Consider the following 13,469-nt stretch of genomic DNA (forward strand, 5'->3'; position numbering starts at 1 on the left):
GGCCTGGATGGCCCCGCCGGGTTGGCCATCCGGCTCGGGAGCCGTCAGACCGACAGGGCAGGGGACCGGTGAGCCCGGCCGGACGCGCAGGTGCCCTCGCCCGCGCGGACAGGACCGCGCCGGGCGCGTCGGAGATCGCCGCCGGGTTCGCGGGCGGCCACGCCCGAAGAGCCGGGCAGCCACCGCGCGCGACGCTGAGCTAGCCGGAGCGCCGCGGCAGCGCTCGGCCGTGCGTCGTTCCAGTCCGTCCGCCGCGGGGAGGGGCCTCCGGCCCCTGACCCGACCGCCCTGCCCGGGAGCGTCGGACTTCGGCGCCCGTCGGCCCCTTCGTCCCCGCGCCCGCCGTGGCGATCACGCCGCGTCGCGCGCGACGACGGGCACGTAGCGGCCCGGGTCGGAGCCGAACATGCCCGGCGGCGGCGCGCGGCCTTTCAACCCTGCGGCCTCGACCTGACGTCCGATCAGCAGCCCTGATCCAACCGCGCGGCCTCCAGGCCGAGGCGCCCAGCACCCGACAACCCAGCCCCCACACCTGCCCCGTTGTTCGCATAAGATATATTATGGAATGTAACGAGCAAATCGGGCTGGGTGAGGGGTGGTCCGCCGGCTGAGCCGCTGTGAGTGGCCGGCTGCGAGCCCGGATGGGATCTCGTCTCCGGCCGCCTCCGGATCCGGGCGGTGCGGCCCAGCGTCGAGGCCCGCTCGGCTCGGCGGCATCCGGATCGGGCGAGGGCGGTCCGAGCCCCCTCCCCGCCGCGACTCGCGCCGCCTCACGCGGCGCGCCCGCCCAAGCGGCGCACGTCGCCGAGGATCCGGCCATCCCGGGTCCGACAGTCGATATGCTCCGACAGCCGGCCCGGCCGGATCCGGATCGAGGCCGGCCGGGCCAGGAGCGCGGCGCGCTCCAGGAATTCCGCGGCGCTCATCGGCGCGTCCCGGCCGCCGCCGAGGCCGCGCCACCAGGACACCGCCTTCTCCCGCTCGTAGCCGCTGCGTTCGGGCCGCAGGCGGACGCGCCACGCCGCCTCGGCGGGGCCGTCCCGCCAGCCGAGGACGAGGTCGAGCCCGTCGGGTGCGGCCTCGAGCTTCAGGGCCGTGACCGGATGCCAGGCGGCCTCCTGCCGAGCAGCCTCCTGCCCGCCGGCCTCCGCCACCGGGGCAGGGCCCGCCGGCTCGGGACCGGGCAGCCCGGGATCCGCCGAGAGGATCGCCAGCTCGTCGTCTGCGGCGGCCTCGTGCGGGGCCTCGGCGTCCGGGTCCGCCTCCGGCTCGGTCCAGCACGCCTCGCAGGTGGAGGCGTTCAGCGCGATCAGGGCGCCGCAGCCGGGGCAGGGCTTGGCGCGCGGGGCCCCTGCCCCGCCCAGTCCCTGGGTGGCGCTCCGGACCGTCACGGCGTCCACGGGCCCGTGCATCCGCACCAGACCGGCGTAATCGAGGATCAGCGCGTCGGCCTTGCCGGGCGCGCAGCGCAGCGCCCGGCCGACCTGCTGCACGTAGAGGCCGGTGCTGCGGGTCGGGCGCAGCAGCGCCACGAGATCGACCTCGGGCACGTTGAAACCGGTCCCGAGCACGCCCACCGAGGTCAGGCAGCGGATTTTTCCCGCCCGGAACGCCGCCACGATCCGGTCGCGCTCCCGGCGGGGTGTCTCGCCCGAGACGCTCTCGCAGGAATACCCTTCCGCCCGCACCGCGTCGCGCACGGCCTCCGCGTGGGCGAGGCCGGCGCAGAAGGCGAGCCAGGCCCGGCGGGCACGCCCGTACTCCGCGAGCTCCGCGACCGCCGCCCGGGTGATCCAGTCGCGGTTGACCGCCGCCTCCAGCTCGCCCGGGATGTAGTCGCCCCCGCGCCGGCCGACGCCCGAGACGTCGAGCTGGGTGAGGGTCGCCTTGGAGACGAGGGGCGCCAGGAAGCCGCGCCGGATCAGCGTGAACGTGTCGGCCTCGTAGGCGATGCCGGAGAACAGCCGGTGCTCGCCTTCGTCGAGCCGGCCCGAATCGAGCCGGTAGGGCGTGGCCGTGAAGCCCGCCACCCGCAGCCCGGGAGTCCGCGCGCGCAGGCCCGCCAGGAAGCGGCCGTAGCGGGTGTCGGCGGCGCGGGGTATCAGGTGGGCCTCGTCGACGATCACGAGGTCGCGCGGGCCCACCGTGTCGAGCCGGTCGGCCACCGACTGGATGCCGCAGACCAGCACCTGCGCCCCGGCCTCCCGCCGCCGGAGCCCGGCCGAGAAGATCCCGGCCGGCGCCCCCGGCCAGGACCGGGTCAGCTCGGAGAAATTCTGGGCGACCAGCTCGCGGCTGTGGGTGACGATCGCCACCCGGGCGAGGGGGTTCTCCTCAAGGGTTTCCCGGGCCAGCGCCGCGATCACGAGCGCCTTGCCCGCCCCGGTGGGCAGCACGATCAGGTGGCCGGGCGCCGCGTCGTCCGCCCCTCCCCGCGCCCAGGCGGCCGAGAGCGCGTCGAGGCTGGCGCGCTGGTAGTCCCGCAGGCGCAGCATGGCGGCGGTCTAACCGGCCGCGCCGGCCCTGTCCGTGGCGGCGCGGTCACGGCGCAGCAGGTAGATGTCCATGATCCAGCCGTGCCGGGCCCGGGCCTCGGCGCGGACCCGGCGGATCTCCTCGCCCGCGTCGCCCAGCCGGCCCGAGACCAAGATCTCGTCCGGGCTGCCGAGATAGGCGCCCCAGTGGATCGTCAGGTCCGGGTCGAGATGCGCGAAGGCCGGGTCGCCGTCGAGCATCACCACGACGCTCTCCGCCTCCGCCGGCCACCCCGCGGCGAGGCGCCGGCCGGTGGTGATCAGCACCGACCCGCCGATGCCGTTCAGCGGGACGCCGTGGCGGGCGGCGAGGACCTGCACGCTGGACAGCCCGGGCACGACGAGGCGCCGGAACGGCACGCGCCCGCGGGCCAGGATGTGGTCGAGGATGCGCAGGACGCTGTCGTAGAGGGCCGGGTCCCCCCAGGCCAGGATCGCCCCCACCTCCCCGGCCCCGAGATGGGCCGCGAAGGCCGCCTCCAGCCGCTCGGCCCGGGCCGCGTGCCAGGCCTCGACGGTGCGCCCGTAATCGGCCGGGCGGCGCTCCCGGGGCGGGTCCTCGACGGTGACGAACCGGTGTGGCTTGGCGATATGGGCCGCGCAGATCCGGCGGCGGATCTCGACGAGGTCGGCGGTCTCGGCGCGCTTGTCGAGGACGAACACCGCGTCGACGTCGGCGAGCGCCCGCACCGCCTGGAGGGTCAGGTGCTCGGGATCGCCCGTGCCGATGCCGATGACCCGGATCTGCCTGTCCTGCATGCCGTCCTCCGCCGGGGCGGGGAGGGCCGGCGCCGGCCTCCCCCTACAGGCGCGCGTCGGCTTTGGCGAGGATCGCCCGGGCGATGGTCAGGTCCTGCAGGGCGATGCCGGAGGAATCGAACACGGTGATCGCCTCCGGACCCGTCCGGCCCCCCTCCCCGCTCCGGAGCACGTCGCCGAGCGCCCGCATTCCGGCCTGGGCGTCCGCGGAGGCGTGCTGGAACTCGCCGATGGTGCGCGACTGCTCCGGCAGGTCGCAGAACAGGGCCGCCCGCTCCAGCAGGGCGGGGGGCAGCTCCTGCTTGCCCTTGGCGTCCGCGCCCATGGCGGCGACGTGCGTGCCGGGGCGGACCCAGTCGGCCTCGAACAGCGGCGCGCGGGCCGGCGTCGCCGTGACGATCACGTCGGCCGCCGCGCAGGCCTCCCGGGGCGCGGCCGCCCGCACGTCGAGCCCGGACGCCCCCTGCCCCGCCAGGCGCTCGGCAAAGCCCGCGACCTTGGCGGCGTCCCGGGCGACGACCAGCACCGTCCGGATCGGCAGGACCCGGGCGAGCGCCGCGCACTCGAACTCGGCCTGGTTGCCGGCCCCGAACACGGCGAGCACCGCCGAATCCGGCCGCGCCAGGACGCTGGCCGCCACCGCGTCGGCGGCGGCGGTCCGGTAGGCGTTCACCCGCCCGGCCTCGATCACCGTGTCGACCCGGCCGACGGCCTGGTCGAACAGCAGGATCACCGAATTGTGCCGCGGCAGGCCCCGGTCCGGGTTGCCGGGCCAGAACGAGCCGACCTTCAGGCCGGCATAGTCCGCCGTGGAGCCCGACTTGATCGAGAACCGGTTGGCCGGCTCCGAGCCGTGGCCGAGCACCGCCGGGAACAGGGTGGTCCCTGGCGCCACCGCGGCGATCAGCGCCGCGCGGGCCGCGTCGAACGCCATGGCGTGATCGACCAGGGCGGCGGAGTCCTCCTCGGAGATGAAGCGCATGGATTCAGGGACCTCCCGAGTCATGGTTTCGAAAGGTCGAGACCTTTCGCGAGTATCGGGCGGAGCCCGATGTCGGGGCGCCGCCCCGACGCCCCGCCGAAGGGCCTCGGCCCTTCGGAATCCCGTTACAACGTCATGCCGCGGGCGGTGACCGGCCAGATCGCCTCGACCCGGCCGTTCCGCACGCCCACGTACCAGTCGTAGACGTTGACCGTCGGGTCGCAATGGCCGGGGATCAGCTTCAGGCGCTCGTTGAGCTTCAGCACGTTGCCGGGATCGCTGATCACCCCGTGCTCGTCCGAGCACTTGACGTACTCCACGTCGTCCCGGCCGAAGACCACCGGCAGCCCGCTGTCGATGCTCTGCGCCTTCAGGCCGGCATCGCAGATCGCGACGTCCGCCTTCGCCTTGCTCATGATCGCCGTGTAGATGAACAGGCTGTTCTCGAACTCCGCGATCGGTCGCCCGTCCGCGTCCTTCACCCGCTGGTAGTCGGCGTCCATGAAGACGTAGGAACCGCATTGCAGCTCGTTGTAGACGCCGCTGCCGCCCTCCATGGCGAAGCTGCCGGTGCCGGCCCCCGCCACGATGGCGCAGTCGAGCCCTTCGGCCTTGAGCAGGTCGACGGTGCGCTTCGTCTCGTCGATCGCCGTCTGGATCAGGGCCTTCCGCTCGCCGAAATCGCGCACGTGCTGGGCCTTGCCCTGGTAGGCCTGCAGGCCCGCGAAGCGCAGGCCCGGCGCCGCCGCGATCTTCTTCGCGATCGCCACGGCGGGCTCGCCCGGCGCGACGCCGCAGCGGCCGGCGCCGACGTCGATCTCCACGAGGCACTCGAGGGTGACGCCGTACCGGACCGCCGCCGCCGAGAGGTCGTCGACATTGCCGAGGTCGTCGACGCAGACCAGCACCCGCGCGCGGGTGGCGAGCGCCGCGAGGCGCTCGATCTTCTTCGGCGCCACCACCTGGTTGGAGACCAGCACGTCGCGGATGCCGGCGCTCACCAGCGCCTCGGCCTCGCTGACCTTCTGGCAGCAGACGCCGCAGGCGCCGCCCCGCTCCATCTGCAGGACCGTGATGTCGGACGACTTGTGGGTCTTGGCGTGCGCCCGGTGGCGCAGGCCGTGCGCCTTCATGAAGCGTCCGAGCGTGTCGACGTTGCGCTCGAGGGCGTCGAGGTCGACCAGCAGGCAGGGGGTGTCCACCTCCTCGACCGGCATCCCGACGGTGGCGGGGATGTTGTTACGCATGGTGTGTCCTCCTGAACGCGTGCGGATCTCGTGGCGGGGGGAGCCGGGTTACGGGGCGAGGCCCAGAAGCTCGGCGATGCGCGGCGTCGCCTTGATGCCGGTGCCGGTGAGCACCACCACTGTGGTCTCCCCGGGCCGGATCGCGCCGCGCGCGGTGAGGTCGGTGAGCGCCGCCGCCGCCATGGCGCAGGTCGGCTCGACGTAGAGGCCCGACCGGGCGAGCTCCATCAGGGCCGCCTCGATGGCGTCCTCGGAGACCGCCACGGTGCCGCCGCCGGAGCGGCGGAGCGCCGCCAGCACCTCCCGGCCGCGGACCGGCTGGGCGATCGAGGCGCCCTCGGCCAGCGTCGGGCGCGGGGTGACCGGCACGAAATCCGCGGCGCCGGCCTCGAAACCCGCGTGCAGGGGGGCGCAATGGGCCGGCTGGACCGCGTAGAGCCGCGGCAGGCGGGCGATCGCCCCCCGGCGCAGCAGCTCCGAGAAGCCGATATCGCAGCCGAGGATGTTGCTGCCGGCCCCGCACGGGATGATCACGGCATCGGGCGCGGTGAAACCCAGATCCTCCCACAGCTCGTAGGCCAGCGTCTTGGTGCCCTGGAGGAAATGGGCCTGCCAGTTGTGGCTGGCGTAGAAGATCGACTCCGCTTGGGCGACGGCCGCGTCGGCGGTGTCCTGGCGGGTGCCGGGCACCAGCTCGACCTCCGCGCCGGCGGCCCGCATCTGGACGGTCTTGGCCGGCGAGGTCGAGGCCGGGACCAGGATCTTGGCCCGCATCCCGGCGGCGGCCGCGTAGGTCGCCACCGCGGCGCCGCCGTTCCCGGAGGAATCCTCCAGCACCGCGTCGATCCCCTGCTGGCGCAGGATCGACAGCATCACGGCGGCGCCCCGGTCCTTGAAGCTGCCCGAGGGCGCGAACCACTCGAGCTTGAAATGGGCGTGGCCGCCCCGCCAGGGCCGGCGCACCAGCGGGGTGCAGCCCTCGCCCAGCGTGACCGGGTCGGCCACCGCCACCGGCAGGGCGGCGGCGTAGCGCCAGAGGGAGCGCCGGCCCGTGTCGATCTCCGCCCGCCCGATTCCCGGCAGGTCGGTGAGCATCAGCGGACCGCCCGTCTCGGAGCGCCAGCGCGGCGTCTCGATCGGGTAGGTCGCCCCGGTCGCGGGGTCGAGATAGGCGGGAGACGAGGGCATCGCGGCTCGGGTTCCGGGGTGGTTCGGAAAGAGAATACAAAATAATCTTCGACGGCGCGCCCCCTGTTCGAGGATGGGACGGCGCGCCGCGCTGCGCGTCAGGGCTCCGCCCTGACAACCTGCCGAAGGGCCTCGGGCCCTTCGGCGACCCGGGTCAGGCCGCGAGCGGCAGGATCGTCGGCTCCGGGGCGTGCTCGGCGGCGACCGCCCCGGCGACGAGCTCGGCGGTGGCGCCCGAGAGGGTCCATCCGAGATGGCCGTGCCCGGTGTTGTAGAAGATTCCGGGCAGTCGGCCGCGGCCGACCCTGGGCAGCATGGTCGGCAGCATCGGTCGCAGCCCGCTCCAGGCCACCACCCGGTCGGTGTCGACGCGCGGGAACTGCTCGCGGGTCCAGTCGACCAGCGGCTCGATCCGGTCGTGGCGGATGTCGCGGTTGAAGCCGTTGAACTCGGCGGTGCCGGCGACCCGCAGGCGCTCGTCGCCGAGGCGGCTGGTGACGATCTTGGCCGCCTCGTCGAGGATGCTCACCTCCGGGGCCGCCGCCTGCGCCTCCGGGGTCAGCAGGTTCACGGTGATCGAGTAGCCCTTCACCGGGTAGACGTTGACCCGGTCGCCCAGCATCGCCGCGAAGTGCCGGCTGGCGCAGCCCGCGCAGACCACCACCGCGTCGGCCCGCAGGACCCGCGCGTCGCCGGCCGGCCGGCCCGCTTCGCGCCAGCCGACGGCGTAGCCCCCCTCCCCGGGCGCGATCGTCTCGACGCTGGCGTCCTGGACGAAGCGGACGCCCTTGCGCGCGCAAGCGGCCGCGAGGCCGCGGGTGAATTTGTGGATGTCGCCGGTGGCGTCCGAGGGCGTGAAGAAGCCGCCGTGGTAGCGCCCGGCCAGCGTCGGCTCGATCGCCCGGATCTCCTCGGGGGTCACGGCGTAGCGCTCCAGGCCGCCCTCCCGCAGCAGGGCGTTGACGGCGGTCGCCTTCTCGAAGCTCGCCCGGTCCCGGTAGAAGTGCAGGATGCCGCGGGTCTTCAGGTCGAAGTCGATCCCCTCGGCCTCGGCCATGGCGAACAGGGCCTCCCGGGCCTTCAGGGCCAGCCGCACCGTCTCCACGGTGTTCTCCCGGTAATGGGCGATCTCGCGGACGAACTCGGCCATCCACGACAGCTTGTGCCAGGAGGGCTTGGGATTCATCAGCAGCGGCGCGTCCCGGCGCAGCATCCAGCGCAGGCCCTGCATCACCGTGGAGAGCTTGTTCCAGACCTCGGCGTTGCAGGCCGAGAGCTGGCCGCCATTGGCGAAGGAGGTCTCCATGGCGGCGTAGCGCTGCCGGTCGAGGACGGTGACGCGGTAGCCGCGCTGGGCGAGCGCGTAGGCGGTCGTCACGCCGGTGATGCCGGCGCCGATCACGGCGATGTGGGTCATGAGCTTGGACTCCGGGACTGGACGCGTGGAGGCCGCCCTCGAGCGGTCGGCCGGTTGCGCGCCCCATCTGTCCCGGTGCCTGAGAGCTTGATCCGACCCGCCCTGGCGAGGCGAGGCACGGACGTCCCCTTCGGCGGGTGCCCACGGTTTCAGCCCGCTGCACCACTCTCCAGATCGCCCTGACGACACGGTTCCGGTGCCTGAGAGTTTCCGGGGCGGTTGCTCCGTCGGCGCCGGGTCCCCTCTGCTGGGAAGATCCCGGTCTCTCCCGCATCGTCACGATGGGCTGTCCCTGAATACGCCGACCGGCCGCGGGGGAGAAGCCCGTCCGTCCCGCCGGCGGCCGATTCCGCCGACAGCCGGTGCGCGTTGTCACCGCCGGAGCGCTGCCGGATCATCGCGGGGAGCGATCCCCGCCGCCGGCGGTTGACCCGGGGGTTTGACGGGGACTTCCGGGGGACGGCCGATGCTGACCAGGACCGCGATCTACGAGGGCACGGTGCGCGACGGGCGGGAGGAGGAGTTCTTCCGCCGGGTCCGGGACGAGCTGGAGCCGTTCTGGCGGCGGTTCCCGGGCGTCACCGCCGTGCGGGTCCAGCGCCTCGTCTCCAAGGACGACGACGCGCGGCCGATCGCCATGATCCTGGAGATGGACTTCCCCGACCAGGCGGCCCTGGACGCCTGCCTCGCCTCGTCGATCCGCCCGGAATCGCACGCCGCCACCGAGGCGGTGATGCAGATGTTCGACGGCCGCTTCTACCATCTGGTCAGCGCCGGACGGACCTTGTCGCTGGTGGATTGAGATCAGGTCCCGGGACGCCGATGACCGACCATATTCACCGCCGTATTTACCGTACATAAACCGAGACTGACAGATTCATATCTTCTAGAGACAAAACTATTCGCCTACACACCAGTCGAACCAACCCTCTTAAGGGTCTCGGTGCAGCTTGTGCCCGAACGACACCCTTGGTTCAGGCGGACGGCGCGATGGCGAAGTGGATACCTGGCGCGGCCGTCTTCGGTCTCCTGTGCCTGATGATCATCCCAGCCCCCGGGATCTGGGGCGTCCTGATCGGGGCCGCCTGCGTGCTCGCCATCGTCGGCAGCCTGTGCATGCTCGTCCTCGATCGGGTGGCGAGCGCCATCCTCGTCTGGCGCCAGCGGGTGCGGGTGCGACGCCCGAGCTCGGGCCGGAGCCGCAGCCGGGTGGTCCATGCCGGCTCCAGGGTGACCCGGAAGGTCTGAGCCTCCGGCGGGGCGCCGGGGACTGGATTCCCCGCGGTATCGGTGCAAGGTCCCGGCGCCGCGATCACGGCGCCTGAGACCAAACCGGGACGGTCCGATGAAGCTCCTCTACTCCCCCGCCTCTCCCTACGCCCGCAAGGTGCTGGTCCTCGCCCACGAGACGGGCCTGATCGACCGGATCGCCGTCACCGTCGCGGGGGCCTCGCCGACCGGCCCCTCCGCGGAGGTCGCCGCCCACAATCCGCTGGGCAAGATCCCCGCCCTGGTGCTGGAGGACGGCACATCCCTCTACGACAGCCGTGTGATCTGCGAGTATCTCGACAACCTCTCCGCCGGCCCGCGCCTGTTCCCCGAGGGCGCCGCCCGCTGGGACGCGCTGACCCGGCAGGCGCTCGCCGACGGCCTGCTCGATGCGGCGCTGCTCACCCGCTACGAGCGGGTGCTGCGTCCCGAGCCCCACCGCTGGGACGCCTGGGAGGCCGGTCAGGTCGGCAAGATCCGCGCGGCGCTGGACCGGTTCGAGAGCCTGGTCGGCGGGATGCCGGCGCTGGATATCGGCACGGTCGCGCTGGGCTGCGCGCTCGGCTACCTGGACCTGCGCTTCCCCGATCTCGCGTGGCGGGAGGGCCGCCCGGCGGTCGCCGCCTGGTACGCGGAGTTCGAGCGCCGCCCGTCCATGGAAGCCACCGTGCCGAAGGGCTGAGGGGCTGAGGGCCTCGCCGCGCCGAGCCGCGCAGACCGCGCCCCGCTACGGCCGGGCCCGGTCGGCGATCGCGTAGGGATGGGTCGATCCGAGCGGATCGGCGAGGAAGTCCTGGACCGTCCCGGCGCCGGTGCCGAAGGTGATGAGCAGGAAGCCGCCCGCCAGCGCGAAGTTCTTCAGGAAGTCCCAGAACAGCTCGCGGCCCCTGCCCCCGGCCCAGAAATCCCCCGGCACCCAGAACTGCTTCCACAGCAGCGCCGTCACCCCGCAATAGCCGGCGAGCACGAAGGCGGCGGCCCGGTCGGCGGTCCCGGTCAGGATGCACAGCGACATCCCGATCTCGACGCAGAGCCCGATCAGGATCAGCGCCGCCGCGGGCGCGGTGGCGTGCACGGCCTGCCGCGCCTGCCCGACCGCGCCCCTGAAGTTCAGGATCTTGTCGAGGGCGCTGAACGGCAGGAACAGCAGCACGAGGAGCAGGCGGACGCCGAACGCGATCGCGACGCTGAGGCTGGCCATGCTCTGAAGGGTCTCCCTCAACCCGGCCCGGTGCGGACCGCTGATCCAAGGCGGTGATCCAAGCCGCGAGCGGCGCGAAGGTTTCCTCCGCGACGGGCCGGTGCCGGCCGGGAGGGGCTCTGCCGCCCGGCATGCCGCGCTTCTTCGAGCGAGGGTGGCATCGCGGCAACAATGATTCAAGCCGTTTCGCGAAAATAATGGAACACCGGAAATTTTCAGAATTTCGGATCGATTCTCGGCCGACCGATCGATCGCGATGTATACAGTAGCTCGGAATCTTTTCGACTATTATTGAACTCAACCCGAACCGATCGTCCGAGACTTGACAGGCACGGTCCCGTCTCGGCTCCAGTTCTGCAAGTCTCTCTCGGTCGACGCGCGGTGATCACGCGTGACGGCGCGCAGATCGGGGGAACCGGACCGCAAACCGTATCCGCAGAACCGGCGAGCCTTGACCATGCGAATCGCGATCATCACGCCGTCGCGGCTCAAACCCTCGACCCTGGCCGGAGAGGCCGGCCCGTACTTCCTGGAGCACGCGATCGCGAGCGCCAACGCCCAGGAGCTCGACCGGCCGGCGACGATCCACTTCTTCGTCGGGACCGATCCCCGGACCGAGATCCCGGCACGGCTCGCCGCGCACCCGCAGGTCACCTTCGCGCGCGGCGCGCGCAAGGGCCAGATCCCCGCGCTGAACGCCGCCATCGCCGCCGTCGACGACAGCTGGGACCTCGTCGGCTTCCTCGAGGACGACGATCGCTGGCTGCCGCCCTATCTGGGCGTCGCCGTCCGCGCCCTGGACCGCTTCGATTTCGTCTCCTCGACGCAGCTCGAGACCGACGAGGCCGGCGAGGTGGTGCGGATCAACGACTTCGCGACGCCGTCGGGCTGGCTGATGCGGCGGACNCGATTTCGTCTCCTCGACGCAGCTCGAGACCGACGAGGCCGGCGAGGTGGTGCGGATCAACGACTTCGCGACGCCGTCGGGCTGGCTGATGCGGCGGACGACCTTCGCGCAGGTCGGCGCGATCAGCCCGGCCGCGAAGTGGCGCTACGACAACGAGTGGCTCGGCCGCCTCGCCGAGACCGGCCTGCGCCGCGCCCACCTCGTCGAGGCGACGGCGCCCGTCACGCTGCAGCACGCTTCCCTGGTCCGCCCGTGGCTCGCCAACGTCCTCCAGCTCGGCGGCCCCAACGTGCAGCTCGCGCGCCACGGCTTCGTCCTGCCGCTGGTGTGCCGCCTCGTGCATCCGGGCTCCGGAAGCTCGGATGTCGGCCAGGGCGGGACGTCGAGGGCCGAGAGCGAGGCCGAGTACCGGCGGCTGGTCGACCGCTTCGGCCGCATCCCCTGGTGAGATCGCCCTGGTGAGATCGCCCTGGTGAGATCGCGCCGCGCGGCGGAGGCTCCGCGGACCGGCGGCGCGCCCGACCGGCGCGGAGGCCGGTTCAGCCCGGGAGCGCACCCTGGGACGCCGCCGCGGAGCCGGTCACGCAGGCGCCGATCAGCCGCCGCACGAAGCCCGCGCAGGCCGCGAGTTCGTCCCGGGTGACGTACTCGTCCGCCCGGTGGGCGCGCGCGATCGAGCCCGGCCCGATCACCACGGCCGGCACGCCGCCGAGCCGCTCGAACAGCCCGCCCTCCGTGCCGTACGAGACCTTGGCGTGGCCGTTGCGGCCCGCGAGGCGCTTGGCCAGGGTCACGATCGCCGCCTCCGGATCGGTGTCGAGGCCCGGATAATCGATCAGCGGCTCGACCGCGACGCCGCAGGCCGGATCGCCGGCCCGCATCAGCGGCGCCAGCGTCCCGGTGGCGTAGGCGATCGCGGACGCCGCCAGCGCGGCGGCATCGTCCGCGCCGATCGCCCGGTACTCGAACTCGACGCTGCAGCTGTCGGGCACGATGTTGAGCGCCGATCCGCCCCGGACCACGCTCGACAGGCCGGTGGTGTGGGGCACGTCGTAGAGCGCGTCGCGGGCGCCGTCCCGGGCGATGGCCTCCGCCGACAGGCGGACATGCTCGATGAAGCGGGCGGCGTACTCGACCGCGTTGACCCCCTGGGGCGCCAGGGCCGAGTGGCTGGCCTTGCCGCGGAAGGTGAGGCGGGCGGCCGATTTGCCCTTGTGGCCGACCACCACGTCCATTCCGGTCGGCTCGCCCACGAAGCAGCCGAGCGGCCGCGGCACGCGCTCGAGCATCCGGGCGATCAGCGGGCGCACGCCGAGGCACCCGATCTCCTCGTCGTACGAGATCGCGATGTGGATCGGGGTGGCGAGCTCCGCCGCGACCATCTCGGGCAGGAGCGCGAGGCAGACCGCGAGGAACCCCTTCATGTCGGAGGTGCCGCGCCCGTAGAGCCGCCCGCCCTCCTCCCGCAGGACGAACGGGTCCGACGACCAGGGCTGGCCGTCGGTCGGCACCACGTCGCTGTGGCCGGAGAGCACGTAGCCGGGGCGCGTCTCGTACGGCCCGACGCTGACCAGCAGCGCCGCCTTCCGGCCCGTCGGATCCGGCACCCGCTCCACCGCGGCGCCGAGGTCGCGGCAATAGGCCTCCGCCCAGTCGATCAGAGGCAGGTTCGAGCGGGCGCTCACCGTGTCGAAGGCGACGAGCGCGGCGAGCAGCGCCGCCGGATCGGGCGTGCCGGGGCGCGGCGTGGCGGTCTGTGCGGACTCTGTCATGGATCCCATGTCGTGGGGAGGCCGTGGGGAGGCCGTGGGGAGGTCTTGGCTGGGTCTTGGCTGGGTCTTGGCTGGGTCTTGGCTGGGTCTTGGCTTGATCCTCCCTCGGTGTCGCGGACACAGGGAGATCATTTCGCGGTCCTCTCGGCTTGCTCGGGCGTGAGATAGCCGAGTGCCGAGTGGATGCGTTGCC

At 73.0% G+C, this 13,469-nt stretch carries 11 protein-coding genes and 2 riboswitches; of the genes, 3 read left to right on the forward strand and 8 right to left on the reverse strand.

Going from position 1 to position 13,469, the window contains the following annotated elements:
• Positions 1 to 770: 770 nt before the first annotated feature.
• The 6 genes from ASG32_RS20185 to ASG32_RS20210 all read right to left on the reverse strand — a co-directional run bounded on the left by ASG32_RS20185 (position 771) and on the right by ASG32_RS20210 (position 8,127).
• Positions 771 to 2,495, reverse strand: coding sequence for a DEAD/DEAH box helicase (locus ASG32_RS20185; protein ID WP_056529937.1), 1,725 nt, complete (start codon positions 2,493 to 2,495; stop codon positions 771 to 773).
• A gap of 9 nt (positions 2,496 to 2,504) precedes the next feature.
• Entirely contained in the window at positions 2,505 to 3,293 is a 789-nt protein-coding gene (cobF, locus tag ASG32_RS20190; protein WP_056529940.1) for a precorrin-6A synthase (deacetylating), read from the reverse strand.
• Between the two features lie 43 nt (positions 3,294 to 3,336).
• The gene (locus ASG32_RS20195; RefSeq protein WP_056529943.1) at positions 3,337 to 4,275 is read right to left on the reverse strand and encodes an ornithine cyclodeaminase family protein; all 939 of its coding nucleotides are present in this window, start codon (positions 4,273 to 4,275) and stop codon (positions 3,337 to 3,339) included.
• A 125-nt stretch (positions 4,276 to 4,400) separates the two neighbouring features.
• The gene (locus ASG32_RS20200; RefSeq protein ID WP_056529946.1) at positions 4,401 to 5,522 is read right to left on the reverse strand and encodes a DSD1 family PLP-dependent enzyme; all 1,122 of its coding nucleotides are present in this window, start codon (positions 5,520 to 5,522) and stop codon (positions 4,401 to 4,403) included.
• Positions 5,523 to 5,570: 48 nt separating this feature from the next.
• Positions 5,571 to 6,710 (reverse strand): pyridoxal-phosphate dependent enzyme, encoded by a 1,140-nt coding sequence (locus ASG32_RS20205; protein WP_056529949.1) that lies wholly within the window; start codon positions 6,708 to 6,710, stop codon positions 5,571 to 5,573.
• A 154-nt stretch (positions 6,711 to 6,864) separates the two neighbouring features.
• On the reverse strand, positions 6,865 to 8,127 hold the full coding sequence (locus ASG32_RS20210; RefSeq protein ID WP_056529952.1) for a D-amino acid dehydrogenase: 1,263 nt from the start codon (positions 8,125 to 8,127) through the stop codon (positions 6,865 to 6,867).
• A gap of 65 nt (positions 8,128 to 8,192) precedes the next feature.
• Positions 8,193 to 8,302: riboswitch (glycine riboswitch) on the reverse strand.
• A 3-nt stretch (positions 8,303 to 8,305) separates the two neighbouring features.
• Positions 8,306 to 8,408, reverse strand: a riboswitch (glycine riboswitch).
• Between the two features lie 185 nt (positions 8,409 to 8,593).
• Between ASG32_RS20210 and ASG32_RS20215 the strand changes: the two genes are divergently transcribed.
• From ASG32_RS20215 to ASG32_RS20225, 3 genes are all read left to right on the forward strand, one after another.
• A complete protein-coding gene (locus ASG32_RS20215) occupies positions 8,594 to 8,929 on the forward strand; it encodes a hypothetical protein (RefSeq protein ID WP_056529955.1) in 336 nt (111 codons plus the stop codon).
• Between the two features lie 188 nt (positions 8,930 to 9,117).
• The gene (locus ASG32_RS20220; protein ID WP_026605306.1) at positions 9,118 to 9,375 is read left to right on the forward strand and encodes a hypothetical protein; all 258 of its coding nucleotides are present in this window, start codon (positions 9,118 to 9,120) and stop codon (positions 9,373 to 9,375) included.
• Positions 9,376 to 9,472: 97 nt separating this feature from the next.
• Positions 9,473 to 10,078: a glutathione S-transferase gene (locus tag ASG32_RS20225; RefSeq protein ID WP_056529958.1), complete on the forward strand. Its 606-nt coding sequence runs from the start codon at positions 9,473 to 9,475 to the stop codon at positions 10,076 to 10,078.
• A gap of 45 nt (positions 10,079 to 10,123) precedes the next feature.
• Here the strand turns inward: ASG32_RS20225 and ASG32_RS20230 are convergent, their stop codons facing one another.
• Positions 10,124 to 10,597, reverse strand: coding sequence for a DoxX family membrane protein (locus ASG32_RS20230; RefSeq protein WP_042673314.1), 474 nt, complete (start codon positions 10,595 to 10,597; stop codon positions 10,124 to 10,126).
• 1,446 nt (positions 10,598 to 12,043) lie between these two features.
• The gene (argE, locus tag ASG32_RS20240) at positions 12,044 to 13,276 is read right to left on the reverse strand and encodes an acetylornithine deacetylase (protein WP_056529961.1); all 1,233 of its coding nucleotides are present in this window, start codon (positions 13,274 to 13,276) and stop codon (positions 12,044 to 12,046) included.
• Positions 13,277 to 13,469: the final 193 nt, after the last annotated feature.

Source organism: Methylobacterium sp. Leaf361, from assembly GCF_001424445.1.
Classification (GTDB): Bacteria; Pseudomonadota; Alphaproteobacteria; order Rhizobiales; family Beijerinckiaceae; genus Methylobacterium.